Source organism: Corallococcus macrosporus, from assembly GCF_017302985.1.
Taxonomy (GTDB): Bacteria; Myxococcota; Myxococcia; order Myxococcales; family Myxococcaceae; genus Corallococcus; species Corallococcus macrosporus_A.
Map to the genome: position 1 here is coordinate 236,160 of NZ_JAFIMU010000012.1, position 17,410 is coordinate 253,569.

The window sequence follows — 17,410 nt, forward strand, 5'->3', positions numbered from 1 at the left end:
CGTGACGTTTCTTTACAAACGCAACCGGGTTGCACGGAGCATCCACGCACCATCCGTGCGGCCGCGCGGGTGCGGGCCTCCTCTGGGGCGCGCCGTGGCACGCGGCGTGCGTAGGCCCCCCGCGCCGCGCAATGCCGCGCGGGGGGAGACTCAGAGATGGCCGCGAAGAAGCTCGTGGGTGCGATGCTGGTGATGGGCCTGACGGCGTGTGGTTCCGTGGAGCCCATGGACGTGCCGGACGCGGAGCCCACCAATGAGGCGCTGGCGTCGCAGGAGTCCAACGTCATCGTGGGCACGGTGAACTGGGTGAGCGCCACGTCCCTCACGGGCACGCAGCGCACGAAGTCCCTGGCGGTGGGCTACCTCTCCATCCCGGCGGTGGGCAGCCGCTGCACGGCGTGGCTGGTGTCCAACGACGTCGTCATCACCAACAACCACTGCGTGGGCAGCAGCGCGGACGCGGTGGGCGCGCGCGTGTCGTTCAACTACGAGGACGGCGTCGCGTCCGCTTCGCGCATCTGGTACCCGTGCGCCACGTTCATCAAGACGTGGAGCAGTGACGACATGACGGCGCTGCGCTGCTCGGCCGTCAACGGCCAGTTGCCCGGCCAGGTGTACGGCTTCCTCTCCGTCTCCAGCACCAACGCGGCGACGGGCTCCACCGTGTACGTCGTGAACCAGAACTGCGACTACTACACGACGCCGTCCTGCACGCCGACGAAGAAGTCCTCGCCGGGCAAGGTGCTCAACGGCAACTACAGCACCACGGACATCTCCTACGACGCGGACACGCTGGGCGGCTCGTCCGGCTCGCCCGTCATCTCCACGTCCTCGAACCAGGTGGTGGCGCTGCACCACATCGGCGTCGGCGGCAACTCGCAGGGCCGCGGCACGGCCAACACCGGCGTGAAGGCCACGCGCGTGAAGGCCCGCCTGGCCGAAATCGGCCTGTAGTCGCCGTCACGTCACGGACGTGGGCTCCCCTCCGGCCAGCAGCACCGGCTGGGGGGGCGCATTCGTTCCGGGGGCGGGCGGATTCAAGAGCAGCGTCCGCTTGAGCCCGCCCAGCGCCAGCCGCCCCAGGCCCCGCTTGAAGGAGCGTGGCAGGAAGCGCAACAGCCGCATCATCCACCGGTGCCCCAGCCCCGGGTACACCAGCGCCTCGCCCCGCTCGAAGCCCGCCAGGGCCTCGCGGGCGCACTGGCGCAGGGACAATTCGAAGAAGGGCGTCACCTCCCCTTCCAGGTGCGGCTCCAGCGCCAGCGGCCCCGCGGCCACGAAGGTGACGGGGATGCCCGCGCCCTTCAGCTCCAGGCGCAGGGACTCGCTGAAGCCGTCCAGGAAGCGCTGCGTGGCGGCGAACGTCACCGCGCCCGGCAGGAACAGGCGCGCGGCGCCCGAGCCCACCGTGAGGATGCCACCCCGCCCGCGCTCCACCATGGGCCCCAGCAGGCGGTGGGTGATCATCGCGGGGGCCAGCACGTTCGCCTGCACCAGCTCCTCGATGCGCTTCCAGCGCTCCTCCGCGTACATCCCGCTGGAGGCGTAGTCCGCGTTGTTGATGAGCACGTCCACGCGGACGTAGTGACGCTCCAGGTGTTCGAAGAGCGCGTCCACGGCGCGCGGATCATCCAGGCGGCAGGCGCGGATCATCACGCCCAGCGTCGGGTTGCGGGCGAGCAACTCCTCGCGCAGGGCCCCCAGGTCGTCCACGTCGCGCGCGACGAGCACCAGGGTCCTGACCCGGGGAGAGAGCAGCCGGGCAAGCTCGCGGCCGATGCCGCCAGCGGCGCCAATGATGAGCACGGTACCGTTGTCGATGGGAGGGCGCATATGGGGGCAGGACCTCGGACTGGAAGGTGTCCATGCGCGGGTGGCCTTGCGCGCCCGCCCCGCTGCTCGGCCCTCCCTGCACGCCCGCTTGCCCCCACGGCGAGTGGGTATTACCCCTTCGGTGTACCCGCAGGAGGAGGACACCCATGGCTGGCCCTTCACGCATCCTCGTGCCGGTGGACCTGAAGGACGGGTCCCGCTCCGTCGTGGACTACGCGCTGCAGCTCGCCCGGCCCTTCGGGGCGACGGTGGACGTCATCCACGCCTGGGAGCCGCCGCAGTACGTGGCGCCGGACCTGCTGGTGGCCTCGCCCGGCTGGGACGCCACGTCCCTGGAGGGCATGGCGCGCGACACCGCGGGCAAGGAGCTGGAGACGCTCCTGCGCTCCGTGGACGGCACCGCGCCCGTGGCGCTGTCCCACCGCGTGGTGATTGGGGAGGCGGGCAACGTGGTGCTGGAGGAGGCCGAGCGCGGGAAGTACGACCTCATCGTGATGGGCACGCACCAGCGCAAGGGGCTCACGCGCATGCTGCTGGGCAGCGTGGCGCAGAAGGTGGTGGGCCGCGCGGCGTGCCCGGTGCTCACCCTGCACGTCACCACGGACTGACGGCTTCGGGAGCCGGCTAGGGCTCCGCCCACTGGCGCAGGAGGTTGTGGTACACGCCGGTGAGCATCACCAGCGCGGGGCTCTTGGGCACCTCGCGGGTGAGCTGCATGATGGACGTGTCCATGTCGAAGAGCAGCGAGCGCTGCCCCGCGTCGCGGATCATGCTCTGCACCCAGAAGAACGACGCCAGCCGCACGCCGCGCGTCACCGGCGTGACGTGGTGCAGGCTGGTGGACGGGTAGACGATGAGGTCCCCCGCGGGCAGCTTCGCCGAGTGGTTGCCGTAGGTGTCCTCCACCACCAGCTCCCCGCCGTCGTAGCTGTCCGGTTCGCTCAAGAAGAGCGTGGCGGACACGTCCGTGCGGATGCGCTGGTTCGTGCCCAGCAGCGGCCGGATGGCGTTGTCCACGTGCGAGCCGAAGTCCATGCCGGGCTCGTAGCGGTTGAACAGCGGCGGGAAGACGCGCTGGGGCAGCACGGCGGAGATGAACAGCGGGCTCTTCTCCAGGCCGGCCAGCACCAGGTCCCCCAGCTCCCGCGCGGCGGGGCTGCCTTCGGGAAGCTGGAGGTTCTTCTTCACCTGCGCGGACTGCTTGCCGGCGGTGGTGCGGCCATCCTCCCACGCCGCCTTCTGGAAGACGGCGCGGCAGTGGGCCACCTGCTCGGGCGTGAGGACCTGCGGGATGTGCACCATCATGATGAACGTCCTCCTACGCCCGGCAGGTGAAGCGCGCGACTAGAAGCGCACGTGCGCGGACAGCAGGGCGGAGATGCCGTCCGCCGGCACGGCCTGACCGCCGTAGTACGAGTCGTAGTAGAGCTTGTCGGTCAGGTTGTAGACGTTGAGCTGCAGGTCCACCTTCTTGAGGACGGTGTAGGACGCGAACGCGTCGAAGCGCCAGTAGTTGGGGACCTTGGACAGCACCACCGTCGCGTTGGCCGGGTTGTTCACCGTCGCCACGTCCTGGTAGGTGGCGCCGCCGCCCACGGACAGGCTGTCCAGGATGGCGTACGTGGTCCACAGCGACAGGCTGCGCTTGGGCGTGTTCACCAGGCGCTGGCCCTCCAGGAAGTCGTTGGTGTGCTCCTGGATGCTCGCGTCCAGGAACGTGTAGTTGGCGAACACGTTCCAGCCGCGCACCGGCGACCCCGCGACGCCCAGGGCGTAGCCCTGCACGCGCTGCTTGCCCTCCAGCACCACGGGCGGGCCGTCCGGGGTGGAGTTCGGCACGCGCGCGTTCTTCTTGTTGGTGCGGAAGACGGCGGCGTTGACGCTCAGGCGCTCGGTGATGAGGTCCGACTTGGCGCCGATCTCGAAGGTCTCGTTCTTCTCCGGGTCCAGCGTCACGGTGTCGTTGGACAGCGTGGCCAGCTCGGCGCTGGGGTTCGTGGACGTGCCGTACATGCCGTAGACGCTGGTGTTCTCCACCGGGTGGAGCACCAGGCCCAGGCGCCAGTTGAACAGGCTGTTCTCCTGCTCGAAGGCGGCGATGTCACCGTTCGCGGCCTTGGTCTCGTAGTCGCTGTGCAGGTTGTCCAGACGCAGGGTGCCCAGCACCTCCACGTACTTGGTGATCTGGATCTGATCCGACGCGTACGCGCCCAGGTTCCACTGGCGGCTGTAGTTGGTGGCGCCCGGGACGCGGGCCACGCCGGACAGGTCCGGGCTGTTGTCCGGATCGAACAGGTCCGCCGGCACGTTGCCGCCGTTCAGGGTCAGGTTGACGCGGCCCTGCTCGCGCTGCTCGCGGGAGATGTCCAGGCCGATGTTGGCGTTGTGCTTGAGGAAGCCCGTGGTGAAGCCGCCGCGCACGTCCAGCTGGTCCGCGAAGTAGGTGTTGTCGGCGGTCGTCTCGAAGCGCTGGCGGCCGATGGTGGTGGGCGCCGCGACCGGCGTCAGGCCGCGCGGCGCGGTGGGCCGGGCGAAGCGGTTCACGCCGCCGTAGCGCAGCGTGTTCGTCAGCCGGAACGTGCCGCCCAGGTCCGCCAGCAGGCGCGCCGAGCCGATGTGCGCGTTCACCAGCTCCGTGTCGCTGTCCTTCACGCCGTAGAAGTTCTCACGGGGCACGTCCAGGGTGACGCCCACGGGGTAGCCGTTGAAGTACGGCTGGCCGTAGTCCGGCACGCTGTCCTCGTGCTGGTAGAAGTAGTCCACTTCCAGGGCGACCTTCTCCGCCAGCTGGAAGCGCGCGGACGGGGCGATGCCCACCCGGTTCTCCTTCACGATGTCTCGGCCCGCGACGCCCGCCAACTGCCCCACGGCGCTCACGCGGAACTGCACGCTGTCGGAGATCTCCCGGTTGACGTCCGCCTCCAGGCGGCCGGTGGGCGACGTGCCGCCGGACAGGCGCAGGTCGGTGAAGGAGCCCTTGCGCGCCTTCTTCGTCACCAGGTTGATGGCGCCGCCCGTGGAGCCTCGGCCGAACAGCACCGACGACGGGCCGAAGTAGACCTCCACGCCCTCCAGGTTGAACGTGTCGCGCGTGAACCAGCCCAGGTCGCGCACGCCGTCGCGCAGCGTGTCCGTCTGGGCGGAGAAGCCGCGCAGCGAGAAGGAGTCGCCCTGGCGGCCACCCTCGCCCGCCGTCACGGTGATGCCGGACACGTTGCGCAGGGCATCGCGCAGCGTCGTCGCCTGCTGCTCCTCCATCACGCGCTCGGGCACCACGGTGATGGTCTGCGGCGTGTCCACCAGCGGCCGCGGCAGCCGGGTCAGGCTGGGCTCCGTGACGTTGTACTTGGCCGTCTCACCCTCGACGGACACCTCCGGCAACACGTAGGCGTCATCCTGCTGGCCGGCCTGCTCCGCCGTCGCCGCGGGGGCGGTGGTGGGCGCGGACTCCGGGGTGCGCTCGGGGGACGGCGCCTCCTGGCCCACGGGAGCGCTCTCCGCCGGGCGGGACTCCTGCACCGGCGTCGTGGTGTCGCCCGTCACCGGCGTCTCCTGGGCCACCGCGCCACCCGCCGCCAGCGCGGAGGCGAGCCCCACGGCCGCGGGCCCCCAGGGCCACAGCGCGCCGCGCACGCCTCCAGGGTTGCCATTCGAAGAGCGGATACCAGAACGACCGGGCTTGGCTGTGGACACGGGTCCCCTCGGGAAGGAGCTTGCTGCCTAATTGAGAATGATTCGCATATGCAGGACTAGGCTTCGCGTTACAAGAAATTTCTTCCCGGAGGTGGATGTAACTTTCGAGGCGGATGGGTGTCGCGGCACTGCTTCGCATCAGCCGGACGAATGCCACACGCCGATGGGTGAAAAAGAGAAGGCCCGGATCCGCTCTCGCGGTCCGGGCCCTGGGGATGTCTGCGTTTGCCGCGGACGTGTCTCAGGCGGCGTGCGTTTCCGACTCCACGGCCGGAGGCGCCGCGATGGCGGGGGCAGCGGGCTGGGTCCGGCGGCGCGGGACGAACCGGCGCCAGGAGAGCGCGTAGCCCGTGTAGACGAGGAACACCGCGCCAATGGACGCGAGCGCCGCGATGAGCTGGCCGACCCAGCCGAGCGCCTCGCCGGTGTGCAGGAAGCGCATCCAGGTGCGCACCTTCCGGCCGCTGTTGAAGTCCGCGTAGGTCTCCGTCTTCAGGGTCTGCGTCGTGAACGGATCCACCGACACCGTGTTGGTGGCGAAGAGCGGCCAGCGCTCCTGCTCGCGGACGGTGAAGGCGCTGGCCTGCGGGCCCTTCGGACCGCCCGGCCCCCCGCGCCCTTCTCCCCTGGGGCCCCCCTCGCCACGCGGCGCGCCTTCAGCACGCGGGCCACCTTCGCCGCGCGGTGCGCCACCCTCGGCGCGCGGACCACCCTGGCCACCGGGGCCGGGAGGCGTGGCGAGCCGCAGGGTGATGGCCTCCCAGGCGTTGGACTGCTTCATCACCGCCGCGAACTGCGCATCCAGCGGCTGGGGCTTCGTGCCCGGCGCGGGGGTGGGCACGGGCACGGGCGGCGTGGCCATGGGGCCCTGCGCCGCCGGCGGCTCGTTGCCGGTCAGGGTGAAGATCAGGTTGGACGCCCAGCGGTACGAAATCACCGCGCCGGACGCCGTCAGCACCACCAGCACCGGCAGCGACCAGAAGCCGATGACGTTGTGCCAGTTGAAGTCGCGCGCCTTGCCCTTGAGGCCCCGGCGGAACCACAGCGTGGGCCGCATGGAGCGCAGCGTCCACTTGCGCGGCCACCACAGGAACAGGCCCGTGATGCCCAGGAACAGGAACGCCAGGTTGCTCACGCCCGTGACGGCCTTGCCCACGGCGCGGTTGTCGCCCGAGGCCGCCAACCACCGGTGCAGCTCCTCCATCGTGTGGAAGAACGCGCGCCAGCCCTGCGCGCCCTGCTCGCGCACCTCACCGGTATAGGGATGGACGTAGACCGCGGCGCCGCGGCCCAGGGCCACCGTCACCATGCTGTCCGGCTCCGGGGACACCGTCACGCCGGAGGGCTGCGCGGCCGGCTTCGCCTCCTTCGCCTTCGCGATCATCTCCTCCAGCGTCAGCCGGGGAGTCCCCTGCGCGGGAGGCGCCGCGTGGCGCGCGTCACGGTCCGCCCAGTCGACGATCTCCGACTCGAAAGCGATTGCCGCGCCAGTGAACGACATCACCGCGACGACGAGCCCCACGACGAGGCCGGACACCAGGTGGATCCAGAAGAGAACCGAGCGGAGCTTGGGATTCATGAAGGCGTCTGCGTGACTGCGAAGGAACTACCTGAGGGCGAACTTCACCGGGATGACGACCTTCACGCGCACCGGCGCGCCGTCGTGTCCCAGGGCCGGCGAGAACCGCCAGCTCGCCACGGACTCGAGCGCGGCCTCGTCCAGCCCGGGCACCGAGCGCTGGATGCGCGGCGAGCCGGGCTCCACCGAGCCGTCCGTGCCAATGACCACCATCACCATCACCACGCCGGTGATGCCATCCTCACGAGCGCGGCGCGGATACTCCGGCTTGCCGGACAGCAGCACCGGCAGATTCATCACCTCTCGCGGCGAATAGATGGGCGGCGCCTTGCCCTGCCCACCGAGCTTGCCGCCCACCAGCCCGCCCACCACGCCCCCGACGACGCCACCCACCGCGCCCTCCGGCACGCCCGGACCCGCGGGCGCCTGCGACGCGGTCGTGGCCACCTCCGTGACGGCCGGCGTCTCCGCGACCTGCTCCACCGGCTCCGGCGTCTCCTTCACCGGCTCCGGCACCTTCGCGGGCACCACCAGCTCCTGCCGCTTCGGGCGGGGCTTCTGCACCACCGGCTTCACGGGCTCCACGGACGCCTGCTTCAGCGCGCCACCGCCCAGCGGCGGCGGAGGCGGCGCGTACGCCATCAGCACCAGCTCCGGCTCCGGCTTCGCCACCGGAGGGGCCGGCCGGGTCGCCATGGTCAGCCCCACCGCCAGCGCCACCACGTGCGCCGCGGTCGCGGCCAGCAGGGCCCCGCTCCAGCGGCCCCACCCACCCTCCACCGACGCGGTCGCGGACTGGAAGAGCCCCACGGGGACACGCACCGCATCCACACGGGCGGTCACAGCTTGAGGCAGCGTCGGAGCAGCACCCAGTCCGTTGTCGAAGTTGAGAATGGTTCTCATTTTCTATTGCCGAAAGGGGATATCCCCTGACGGGTGGCAACGTCAATGTCGAGGCCCGCTGAAATCATCCCGGTCCGTCACTGCGTGACCATTTCGACGCCAAGACCGCGATTTTCCGAGGTGCGTGCTCCCCCGGCTGCGTATAAAGGCCTTCCGCTGACACGGTTTTCTGTCGTCCACCGACTGTCGCATCCGGTGCGACATGCTTAACCCCCCCACCCATGACGCCGGCCCCTCCCCACACCGGGCGTGAAGCCCTCCGCGAGACACGGTTCGCCGTGGCGGCGGTCGTGTGCGCGGCGGTGCTGGCCGCGTTCCTGGGGCTGGCGGGGCCCCGCGCGGACGCGGTGGCGTCCCGGACGGCCGAGGCGTCGCGCCCGTCCTCCAGCCCGAAGCTGGGATGGGAAGAGGCGGGGCTGCTGCACGGGTCCCACGTGGGTGCGCCGCAGCCGGTCCCGCGCGATCAGGTGGACCGGGGTGCCGTCACCTTCCGTCCTCCGACGCCCCATGCTCCCCGGTGGGACACCTTGCGCGCGCTGCTCGCGCGCTACGATGCCCGGGTGCTGGCGCACGCCCAGGGCCTGCTTGCCCGCGCGCTGCCCTCAAGGCTCACGCCGCTGGCGGACCGTCCCCGGACGGTGAACTGCCCGGCCCAGGGTCCCCCCGTCCAGGGCTGAGCGGATTCCTTCCCGCTTCCCTTTTCGCGGCCTCCTCCCCCTGACGGCCCCGGTGTGCTCTCCGGAGGCCAGGCGGGCGGGCCCTCCCTCCAACGCATTCCCTTCCGCACGCGGTGCGCCCTTCGCGCCCGCGCGAGAGCTTCTTCCATGTCTTCGTCCCCTCCCCCTGAACCCACCCCCCCCATCCCGCCCCAGCAGGGCGGCGCCACCCATGACCAGTGGCAGGGCGCTCGCCTCTTGTGGAGCGGCCTGGTGTGCCTGCTCATCATCGGCGGGGCCATCGCCCTCGAGCGATGCGCCTGAGCCCGCCCTAACTTCCCGTGGATCCGGCCCCGCGCATCGCGGGCGGGGCCGGGCATCGCAAGCCCCATCACCTCCAGAGGCGCCCTTCCATGCACGACGCCCACGCGTTCCTCCAAGCCCTCGCCACCGTCCTCTGTGTCGCGGCGGTCACCACGGTCCTCTTCCAGCGCCTGCGCCAACCCGTGGTGCTGGGCTACATCCTCGCGGGCTTCATCATCGGGCCGCACGTCCCCATCCCGTTGGTGGCGGACGCGGGCATCGTGCAGACGCTGTCGGAGCTGGGCGTCATCCTGCTGATGTTCTCGCTGGGGCTGGAGTTCAGCCTGCGGCGGCTGTTCCAGGTGGGGCCCACGGCGGGGCTCACCGCCGTCATCCAGTGCAGCGTGATGGTGTGGCTGGGCTTCGTCGTCGGCCGGGCCTTCGGCTGGACGATGCTGGAGAGCCTGTTCACCGGCTGCTGCATCGCCATCTCCAGCACCACCATCATCGCGAAGGCGTTCGACGAGCAGAACATCCGCGGCGCGCTGCGCGGCATCGTGGTGGGCATCCTCATCGTGGAGGACCTCATCGGCATCCTGCTGATGGCCATGCTCACCGCGGTGTCCACCGGCTCCGGCCTGTCCGCGTGGGACCTGGCGCTGACCGTGGGCAAGCTGGCCGCCTTCCTCGTGGGGCTGGTCGCCGTGGGCCTGCTGGTCGTGCCCCGGCTGATGCGCGCCATCACGAAGCTCCAGCGGCCGGAGACGACGCTCGTCACCAGCGTGGGCATCTGCTTCGCCGTCGCGCTATTGGCGCAGGCGTTCGGCTACTCGGTGGCGCTGGGCGCGTTCCTCGCGGGCTCGCTGGTGGCGGAGTCCGGCGAGGGCAAGGAGATCGAGCACCTGGTGCAGCCGGTGCGCGACCTCTTCGGCGCGGTGTTCTTCGTGTCGGTGGGCATGCTCATCGACCCGGCGCTCATCCGCGAGCACTGGGCCGCCATCGCGGTGCTCACGGGCGTGGTCATCCTGGGGAAGATCCTCAGCGTGTCGCTGGGCGCGTTCTTCACCGGCAACGGCACCCGCACGTCCGTGCAGGCGGGGCTCAGCCTGTCCCAGATTGGCGAGTTCTCCTTCATCATCGCGGGCCTGGGCCTGTCCCTGAAGGCCACCGGCCTGTTCCTCTACCCGGTGGCGGTGGCCGTGTCGGCCATCACCACGCTGACGACGCCGTGGCTCATCCGCGCGTCCGGCCCCATCGCCAACTGGGTGGACCGCAAGCTGCCCGCGCCGCTCCAGACGTTCGCGTCGCTGTACGGCAGCTGGGTGGAGAACCTGCGCACGTCGCCGCGCCAGAAGACGGTGGGCGCGCGCGTGCGGCGCATGGCGCTGCTGATGCTGCTGGACGCGGCGTTCATCACCATCATCGTCATCGGCACGTCGGTGCTGCTGCCGCGGATCACCGTGTTCATCGACGAGCGCATGGGCTGGGGCGCGACGCTGACGCCGTGGGTCGTCATTGGCCTGGCCACGGCGCTGGCCCTGCCCTTCTGCGTGGGCATCGTGCGGATGGGACGGCGGCTGGGCGTGGTGCTGGCGGAGGGCGCGCTGCCGGCGGCCGCCAACGGCAAGGTGGACCTGGCGGCGGCGCCCCGGCGGGTGCTGGTGGTGGCGCTCCAGTTGGCCAGCGTCTTCATGGTGGGCGTACCGGTGCTGGCCATCACCCAGCCGTTCCTGCCCGGCGTGCCGGGCGCGGTGCTGCTGCTGGTGTCCCTGGGCGTGATGGGCTTCGCCTTCTGGAAGAGCGCCACGAACCTGCAGGGCCACATGCGCGCGGGCGCGCAGGTCATCGTGGAGGCGCTCGCGGCCCAGTCCCACGCCAAGGGCGAGGAGGACGAGCCGGCACCGGACGTGCTGCACGGCGTGCGTCAGATGCTGCCCGGCATCGGCGAGCCGGAGTCGGTGGCGCTCGGCGAGTCCAGCGCGGCGGTGGGCCGCACGCTGGCGGAGCTCAACCTGCGCGGCATGACGGGGGCCACGGTGCTGGCCATCCGCCGGGGCGACGCGGGCGTGCTGGTGCCCACCGCGCAGGAGGTGCTGCGCGCGGGGGACATCCTGGCGCTGGCGGGGACGCACGAGGCCATCGACGCGGCGAAGGGCGTGCTCGGCTGAGGCGGGCGCCCGGATGCAATGGGGGATGCGGCCGGCCGTAGGAAGGGCATGCCGCTCCCCTTCCGCGTCCCGGAGGTCTCCGCCATGCGTCGCCCGCTGCTGCCCACCCTGCTCCTCGCCTGCTCGCTGGCCGTGCCCGCGCTGGCGGCGGAGCCGGCGAAGAAGCCGTCCAAGGCCCCCGCCAAGACCATCTGCGTCAACGTCAAGGACGGGAGCAAGGCGGTCCAGGGCACGAACCTGGTCATCGAGCCGGGGGAGAAGATCAAGGACGCGGTCGCGGTGGACGGCGACGTCATCGTGAAGAAGGGCGCGGTGGTGGACAACGACGTGGCCGCCGTCCGGGGCCGCGTCATCCTGGAGCCCGGTGCGCGGGTGAAGGGCGACGTGGTGGCCATTGGCGGCGAGGTGCGGGTGCCCACGGGCGCGCACGTCGACGGCAACGCGACGGCGCTGGGCGGCACGCTCCACGTGGACAAGAAGGAGGACGTCGCCGGCGAGCAGCACGCCCTCTCGCTGGTCTTCAACGGCGACGACGTGGTGAAGGAGTTCATCGGCAAGGCGCTCGACGAGGATGCCGGCAAGTGCCACATCCTCGACGACGATGACGAGGACGACGACAAGGACGTCTGAGCCGGCCCTTGCGTCAGGCGGCCCCCGTCACTTCCATTCTGGCGGGGGCCGGCGCGTGGCCCGGCGGCGCGAGCGGGGCTCCAGGTGGACCTCGTCGCCCCGGCGGACGCGCACCTTCAGGAAGCGCTGGAGCTGATCCAGGGCCAGGTCGTGGTCCTTGTCGCTCTCCGCGCAGCAGCAGTCGCTGAGCACGGTGATCTTGTACTCGTGCATGTGCGCGTCGTGGGCGCTGAAGAAGACGCACAGGTTGGTGGCGATGCCCGCGAGCAGCAGCTTCTTCGTGCCCAGGTGCTCCAGGAGCGGCACCAGCGACGTGGCGAAGAAGGCCGAGTGCTTGGGCTTGAGGATGAAGTAGTCATCCGGCCGGGGCTTGAGCGCTCGAGCGACGCGCTGGCCGCGGCTGTCCTTGCGGGTGCAGTGCTTGTAGACGTCCGTGAAGCTGCTGCGCCACAGGTCGAAGTTGTCGTTGACGTAGATGACCGGGACGCCGGCCTTGCGCATCCGCTCCGCGAAGGGGCTCAGGCGCTCCACCATGCGCAGCGCCCAGGGCAGGACGTTCTCTCCGCCGGGGAACTCCAGGTCGTTGATGACGTCGATGATGAGCAGCGCGGTGTCATGCCGCCGCTCATGCGGTGCGCGCGTCTGCTTCCGGACCGCCTGGCGCGGCTTCGCCACGTCCACCTCCCGTTGGGTGAACGCTAATCATCCCCAGGCAGGAGGCGAGCCCCCCGCCCGGGGATGTTCGTTGCCGAGCAGGCGCTACCGCGACGCTAGGGTTTGGGCTTCACGCCCCAGACGCCCACCTTGCCGTCGTCCATGCCCCAGGCCACGCAGCGGCCATCGGGAGAGAAGTTCGCGGTGCTCCCCTGCTGGTCGTCCAGGTCGGAGTAGTCGAACAGGCGCTGCCCGTCACTCACGTTGATGACGGCGAACGCGCTCGTATCCGGGCTGGCCGCGAGCAGCGAGCCCTCCGGGTTGAACGCCAGGTGCAGGGCCATGGACGCGGGGGCCTTCAGGGCTCGCGCGACCTCCAGCGTGGGCAGCGTCAGGAACAGCAGCTCCCCGGAGGAGTTCGCGGCCACCAGGTGCTCACCGGACGGCGTGAAGGCCACGGCCCAGATCCGCCGCGCGTCGAAGGCCCGGGCCGTGACGCGCCTGCCGGTCCGCGCGTCCCAGAGCAGCATGGCCGCACGGGTCTGAAGGTCCTGCTGGTCCTCGGCGGCTCCGACGGCGGCGAACGCGCCATCGGGCGAGAGCGCGCAGTCGTGGAGCTGCCAGGGCTCTTCCTTCCGCCAGACGAGCCAGCGCCGCTCCAGGTCCCAGAGCAGCACGCGGCCCACGCTCGCCACGAGGAGCAGGCGCGTCCCGTCCGATGACAGGTGGGCATGCGAGACGGAGCCGCCCGTTTCCACGGACGACAGCAACCGGCCGTCGGGCACGGACCATGTCTGGAGCGTGCCGCGCACCGTCACGGACAGCAGCGTCTGGGTGCCGGGCAGGAACCACGCGGCCACGCAGCCGGAGATGAAGTGCGAGGCGTGCGGCTGCTGGGATTCCGAGTGCAGGTCCCACCAGCGCAGCGACATGCCACCCTGCTTCTGGACGGACAGCAGGTAGCGCGACGACTCATCCCACGCCAGCCACTGCCACCGCGAGTACGGCGACAGCTCCGCCTCTCCCAGCGTCCGCAGCAGGGACAGGTGCTTCGCGGTGTCGGGGGTCAGCATCACGGAGCGGAGAGGAAGTGCTCATAGCCCGGGCCTCCAGCCTCCAGCAACACGCCGTTGGTGAAACCCTCCAAGGTGAAGGAGCATCCGGGCCCCTGGCACTTGCCGTCTCCCCGCCTCCAGGAGCCACGCCTTGCCCTCCCGTTCCCGACGGTTGTTGACGACTGTCATTGGCACGCTCCTCCTGTGGGGCCTTCCCCTGCCGTCATGGGGCGTGGAGCCCACGCGCATCGCCTTGCGTGCCGCGCGGCTCTTCGATGGGAAGAGCGACAAGGTCCTGCCGGACGCGGTCGTGCTCATCGAGGGCTCGAACATCCAGGCCGTGGGCACGGGCCTGTCCATCCCGCAGGGGACCCAGGTCTTCGACCTGGGCGACGTCACCCTGCTTCCCGGGCTCATCGACGCCCACTCGCACCTGCTGCTGAACGTCGACGCGGAGGCCGAAGACGGCTTGCTCACCACCATCGCCCAGAGCAGCACCGCCGAGCGCGCGCTCCTGGGCGCGAAGCTGGGCCGGGAGATGCTCGAGGCGGGGGTCACCACGGTGCGCGACCTGGGCAACTCCGGGCTCAACGGGGACGTGGCGCTGCGCAACGCCATCCAGCGCGGCTGGGTGCAGGGCCCGCGCATCTCCGCCTCCACCCGCGCGCTCGCACCTCACGGGGGACAGCTCCCCACGCTCCAACCTCCGGCCCAGGCCCTCATCGAACAGGAGTACGTCACCATCTCCGGCGTGGAGGAGGCCCGGCGCGCCGTGCGGCAGGCCATCGCCGACGGCGCGGATTGCATCAAGGTCATCGTCGACAACGGACACAACCTCCTCTCGTTGGAGGAGCTGAAGGTCATCGTCGAGGAGGCGCACCGGAAGAAGCGGCCGGTGGCGGCGCACACCACGACCGACGAGAGCATTCGCACCGCGGTCCAGGCGGGCGTCGACTCCATCGAGCACGGCTACTCCCTGCCCGATGACGTGGCCGCGCTCATGGTCCGCAAGCGCACCTTCCTGGTGCCCACCGACAACACGCTGGACGTGTGCGACTCCATCGATGCCGCGGCGGGCAAGGAGCGTTGCAGGAAGAGCATCACCCGGGCCCACGACCGGCTCCGCCGCGCGGTGGCCACGGGCATTCGCATCGCCGCCGGCTCGGATATGTACGTCGTGATGCCCGGGCTGACGCGGGGGCAGGCCAGCGTGCAGGTGTTCATCTCCTACGCCGAGGCGGGCCTCAAGCCCGTGGACATCCTGCGCGCCGCGACGGTGAACGCGGCGGAGCTGCTGCGCATGCAGGACCGGATTGGCTCGCTCGAGCCGAACAAGCTCGCGGACGTGGTCGCGGTGGAAGGCGACCCGCTGAAGGACCTCCGCGCGCTGAAGCAGGTGCGGTTCGTGATGAAGGACGGACAGGTGGTCCTGGGCGCCCGGTGACCCGCTCCACACGGTGCGTCAAGGAGGGCCGCTCGGAGGGGGGCTTGAGCTGGAACGATCCGGCGGCCTAAGACGCGGCCCTCCCGTTCAGGGAACCCATTCGAAGGACCTCCATGTTCAAGAAGATCGCCATTGGCTTCGCCGCCGCGCTCCTGCTGCTCGTCGGCGTCATCGCCACCCGCCCTGATACCTTCACCGTCACGCGCACCGCCACCGTGCCGGGGACGCCGGACATCGCGTTCGGGCTGGTCAATGACTTCCACCAGTGGAACCAGTGGTCTCCCTGGGACAACCTCGACCCGAACATGAAGCGGACCTTCGGCGGCGCGGAAGCCGGCGTTGGCGCCACCTACGGGTGGACGGGCAATGACGACGTGGGCGAAGGCCGCATGACCATCCAGGAGGTCGCCGCCAACGAGTCCGTCCGCGTGAAGCTGGAGTTCATCAAGCCCTTCGCCTCCAGCAGCATCACCACCTTCACGTTCAAGCCGGCCACCGAAGGCACCACGGTCACCTGGACCATGACCGGCGACCACAACTTCATCAGCAAGGCGATGTGCCTCGTCATGGACATGGACAAGGTGGTGGGCAAGGACTTCGAGAAGGGCCTCGCGACCCTCAAGACCGCCACCCAGGCCGAGGCCACGAAGCGCGCCGAAGCCGCCACTGCCCCCGCGGAAGGCGCGCCCGCCGTCGCCGTGCCCACCCCGTAGTCTCACGAGCCAGGCTCGCGGTTCCCGGCCCCTCGCGCCTCCCAGGCTCGAGGGGCCTTCTCGTTCTCACAGCGTCCAGGCGTGGGGCGCGGGCTCCCGCGTCAGTCCCGGGCTCCTGCGATTGACCAGCCGGCTGCGCGGATCCACCACGACCTGACGAACGGTCCAGTCCAGCCCCTCCACCGTGAGCCCGGCCGTCGCGGACTCCGGCTCCAGGCCGTAGGAAACGGTGACCCGCCGCCGCTCTTCCGGCGCGTCGCCTTGCAGCTCCAGCTCCACCTCGCAGGGATGGACCTTCCCGGTCTGCGTCCGCTGCGTCACGGTCAGCGTCAACGCGCCCTCCTGCCGCAACTCGACCTGGAAGTAGGGCCAGTCCGGCTCCCCTTCCCCGTCCACCCAGGTGTCGAAGTAGCGCTGGAGGTTCCTCCCCGATGCGGCCTCGAGCGCGCGGCGCAGGTCCTCGATGCTCCGGACTCCCGGCTCCGCCAGGAACGCCTGGAGCCCCGCGAGCACCTGGGGACGCCCGAGCAGGGACTCCAGTTGCACGAGGAGGATCATCGGCCCGGTGCCGTAGATGTCATTGACGAAGGAGAGGAAGGGCGGCGCGGGCGTGTCTCGCGGACGCAGGTGGTAGGAGGCCGTCCGGGCCAGCCGGTCCCAGTACGCGAGCGTCATGGCGGCCTCGTCGCCCCGGTGCTCGTCCTCGAAGACATACGTGAGGTACTCCGCCACCGCCTCCTTCCACGGGTAGTCCTGCGCGCTCGCCAGCGTCGTCCGGTTGCCCGCCCACTGGTGCACGATCTCGTGCATCAACGTGTGCAGCGTCATGTTGGCGTAGGACCTGGGCAGGAGCGGCAGGTTGTCGCGCAGGAGGATGTTGGCCGGGTGCTCCATGCCCAGCCACTCCATGGGCCCGCTGGCGACCCGCAGCTCGGGGCCATAGGGCAGCGGCCCGAAGCGGGCCGTCATCCACGCCAGGAAGTCCGCCACCGCGCCCGCATCCAGTGCCGGCCCCAGCAGTCCCCCTGGCGGCTCATACAGCTCCACGCGCCCCACGTCCGAGTCCACCAGCCGCGTCCGCACCCAGGCCGGATGGGACGCGACCATGAAGGCGGAGTACGTCGGGGCCCGCGTGTCCAGGAGCTCGCAGCGCGTATGGGTCTCATCCCGCCGGGACAGGCTCCCAGGACAGAGCACCGTCGCGCCGGGCGCATGGGTGATGTCGAGGGTGAAGTGCGCCAGCCGCCCGGGCGCCGTGTCGCACGGACCGAAGAGGTCGCAGGACTCCACCCAGTTCAGCAGATACGTGAAGGGACGGGCCTGGAGGTCCAGCCGGCGCGAGAACCCCACCTGCGTGTACGGCACCGTGGCCTCCGGGATGACCAACCGGCTCTCCAGCCACAGCGGTCCCTCCGAAGGCGTCGTGCCACAGACCTCCAGATTTCCGTCCACTGCGCGAAAGGTTGGGGCAGGCGCCCCACCCCACCGCACGTCCGTCACTTCCGTGCGAGCCGGCAGGGACACGCAGCCCGGCGCATTGGCCTCCACGTTCAACCAGAGCCGGGAGGCCGCCTCCCGCGTCGTGAGGTCGAAGGCGAAGTCATAACGCTCCACCGTGGATGCCAGCGGTGCACCACCCGCATCCGGCGGGCCTGGCGGTGTCTCCCCGGGCTCGCAGCCCGCAGAGCACAGGACGCAGCACAGCAAGGACAGGAGACGGAGCACGCCACGGATACGGACCGGCTCGCCCGCTCGGGTCGTCCCGCGAAAGAAAGAGGG

General features: G+C 70.5%; 16 protein-coding genes. 8 read left to right on the forward strand and 8 right to left on the reverse strand.

Annotation, left to right across the window (positions count from 1 at the left end; all coding sequences use genetic code 11):
• The first annotated feature begins 156 nt into the window (after positions 1 to 156).
• The gene (locus tag JYK02_RS34040) at positions 157 to 954 is read left to right on the forward strand and encodes a trypsin-like serine peptidase (RefSeq protein WP_207057085.1); all 798 of its coding nucleotides are present in this window, start codon (positions 157 to 159) and stop codon (positions 952 to 954) included.
• Positions 955 to 960: 6 nt separating this feature from the next.
• Here JYK02_RS34040 and JYK02_RS34045 read toward each other — a convergent pair whose 3' ends face one another.
• Positions 961 to 1,833: an SDR family NAD(P)-dependent oxidoreductase gene (locus tag JYK02_RS34045; RefSeq protein WP_207057086.1), complete on the reverse strand. Its 873-nt coding sequence runs from the start codon at positions 1,831 to 1,833 to the stop codon at positions 961 to 963.
• A 146-nt stretch (positions 1,834 to 1,979) separates the two neighbouring features.
• On the opposite strand from JYK02_RS34045, the gene JYK02_RS34050 reads away from it, so the two are divergent.
• Positions 1,980 to 2,441 carry a universal stress protein gene (locus tag JYK02_RS34050; protein ID WP_207057087.1) on the forward strand — a complete coding sequence of 154 codons (462 nt, stop codon included), beginning with the start codon at positions 1,980 to 1,982 and terminating at the stop codon, positions 2,439 to 2,441.
• Between the two features lie 16 nt (positions 2,442 to 2,457).
• Here JYK02_RS34050 and JYK02_RS34055 read toward each other — a convergent pair whose 3' ends face one another.
• The 4 genes from JYK02_RS34055 to JYK02_RS34070 all read right to left on the reverse strand — a co-directional run bounded on the left by JYK02_RS34055 (position 2,458) and on the right by JYK02_RS34070 (position 8,008).
• Entirely contained in the window at positions 2,458 to 3,138 is a 681-nt protein-coding gene (locus tag JYK02_RS34055) for a Fe2+-dependent dioxygenase (protein ID WP_207057088.1), read from the reverse strand.
• A 39-nt stretch (positions 3,139 to 3,177) separates the two neighbouring features.
• Complete coding sequence (locus JYK02_RS34060) at positions 3,178 to 5,466, reverse strand: TonB-dependent receptor (RefSeq protein WP_347402647.1); 2,289 nt, start codon at positions 5,464 to 5,466, stop codon at positions 3,178 to 3,180.
• Between the two features lie 301 nt (positions 5,467 to 5,767).
• Entirely contained in the window at positions 5,768 to 7,105 is a 1,338-nt protein-coding gene (locus JYK02_RS34065) for a PepSY-associated TM helix domain-containing protein (protein WP_207057090.1), read from the reverse strand.
• Between the two features lie 27 nt (positions 7,106 to 7,132).
• Positions 7,133 to 8,008 carry a TonB family protein gene (locus tag JYK02_RS34070; RefSeq protein WP_207057091.1) on the reverse strand — a complete coding sequence of 292 codons (876 nt, stop codon included), beginning with the start codon at positions 8,006 to 8,008 and terminating at the stop codon, positions 7,133 to 7,135.
• 221 nt (positions 8,009 to 8,229) lie between these two features.
• On the opposite strand from JYK02_RS34070, the gene JYK02_RS34075 reads away from it, so the two are divergent.
• The 4 genes from JYK02_RS34075 to JYK02_RS34090 all read left to right on the forward strand — a co-directional run bounded on the left by JYK02_RS34075 (position 8,230) and on the right by JYK02_RS34090 (position 11,765).
• Positions 8,230 to 8,685, forward strand: coding sequence for a hypothetical protein (locus JYK02_RS34075; protein ID WP_207057092.1), 456 nt, complete (start codon positions 8,230 to 8,232; stop codon positions 8,683 to 8,685).
• A gap of 147 nt (positions 8,686 to 8,832) precedes the next feature.
• Positions 8,833 to 8,988: a hypothetical protein gene (locus tag JYK02_RS34080; protein ID WP_207057093.1), complete on the forward strand. Its 156-nt coding sequence runs from the start codon at positions 8,833 to 8,835 to the stop codon at positions 8,986 to 8,988.
• Between the two features lie 89 nt (positions 8,989 to 9,077).
• Entirely contained in the window at positions 9,078 to 11,135 is a 2,058-nt protein-coding gene (locus tag JYK02_RS34085; protein WP_207057094.1) for a cation:proton antiporter, read from the forward strand.
• A gap of 84 nt (positions 11,136 to 11,219) precedes the next feature.
• Positions 11,220 to 11,765, forward strand: coding sequence for a polymer-forming cytoskeletal protein (locus tag JYK02_RS34090; RefSeq protein WP_207057095.1), 546 nt, complete (start codon positions 11,220 to 11,222; stop codon positions 11,763 to 11,765).
• Positions 11,766 to 11,792: 27 nt separating this feature from the next.
• On the opposite strand, the gene JYK02_RS34095 is transcribed toward JYK02_RS34090, so the two are convergent.
• Complete coding sequence (locus tag JYK02_RS34095) at positions 11,793 to 12,440, reverse strand: isochorismatase family protein (RefSeq protein WP_207057096.1); 648 nt, start codon at positions 12,438 to 12,440, stop codon at positions 11,793 to 11,795.
• 95 nt (positions 12,441 to 12,535) lie between these two features.
• On the reverse strand, positions 12,536 to 13,495 hold the full coding sequence (locus JYK02_RS34100) for a WD40 repeat domain-containing protein (protein WP_207057097.1): 960 nt from the start codon (positions 13,493 to 13,495) through the stop codon (positions 12,536 to 12,538).
• Between the two features lie 130 nt (positions 13,496 to 13,625).
• Here JYK02_RS34100 and JYK02_RS34105 point away from each other — a divergent pair, with 130 nt between their 5' ends.
• Both JYK02_RS34105 and JYK02_RS34110 read left to right on the forward strand, forming a co-directional pair.
• Positions 13,626 to 14,918 (forward strand): amidohydrolase family protein, encoded by a 1,293-nt coding sequence (locus JYK02_RS34105; RefSeq protein WP_207057098.1) that lies wholly within the window; start codon positions 13,626 to 13,628, stop codon positions 14,916 to 14,918.
• Positions 14,919 to 15,031: 113 nt separating this feature from the next.
• A complete protein-coding gene (locus JYK02_RS34110; protein ID WP_207057099.1) occupies positions 15,032 to 15,631 on the forward strand; it encodes an SRPBCC family protein in 600 nt (199 codons plus the stop codon).
• A gap of 66 nt (positions 15,632 to 15,697) precedes the next feature.
• Here JYK02_RS34110 and JYK02_RS40835 read toward each other — a convergent pair whose 3' ends face one another.
• The gene (locus JYK02_RS40835; protein WP_207057100.1) at positions 15,698 to 17,245 is read right to left on the reverse strand and encodes a M1 family aminopeptidase; all 1,548 of its coding nucleotides are present in this window, start codon (positions 17,243 to 17,245) and stop codon (positions 15,698 to 15,700) included.
• Positions 17,246 to 17,410 lie beyond the last annotated feature (165 nt).

Coding starts and splice junctions, on each gene's coding strand:
- JYK02_RS34040 (WP_207057085.1), top strand. CDS start 157: ATGGCCGCGAAGAAGCTCGTGGGTGCGATGCTGGTGATGGGCCTGACG.
- JYK02_RS34045 (WP_207057086.1), bottom strand. CDS start 1,833: ATGCGCCCTCCCATCGACAACGGTACCGTGCTCATCATTGGCGCCGCT.
- JYK02_RS34050 (WP_207057087.1), top strand. CDS start 1,980: ATGGCTGGCCCTTCACGCATCCTCGTGCCGGTGGACCTGAAGGACGGG.
- JYK02_RS34055 (WP_207057088.1), bottom strand. CDS start 3,138: ATGATGGTGCACATCCCGCAGGTCCTCACGCCCGAGCAGGTGGCCCAC.
- JYK02_RS34065 (WP_207057090.1), bottom strand. CDS start 7,105: ATGAATCCCAAGCTCCGCTCGGTTCTCTTCTGGATCCACCTGGTGTCC.
- JYK02_RS34070 (WP_207057091.1), bottom strand. CDS start 8,008: ATGAGAACCATTCTCAACTTCGACAACGGACTGGGTGCTGCTCCGACG.
- JYK02_RS34075 (WP_207057092.1), top strand. CDS start 8,230: ATGACGCCGGCCCCTCCCCACACCGGGCGTGAAGCCCTCCGCGAGACA.
- JYK02_RS34080 (WP_207057093.1), top strand. CDS start 8,833: ATGTCTTCGTCCCCTCCCCCTGAACCCACCCCCCCCATCCCGCCCCAG.
- JYK02_RS34085 (WP_207057094.1), top strand. CDS start 9,078: ATGCACGACGCCCACGCGTTCCTCCAAGCCCTCGCCACCGTCCTCTGT.
- JYK02_RS34090 (WP_207057095.1), top strand. CDS start 11,220: ATGCGTCGCCCGCTGCTGCCCACCCTGCTCCTCGCCTGCTCGCTGGCC.
- JYK02_RS34110 (WP_207057099.1), top strand. CDS start 15,032: ATGTTCAAGAAGATCGCCATTGGCTTCGCCGCCGCGCTCCTGCTGCTC.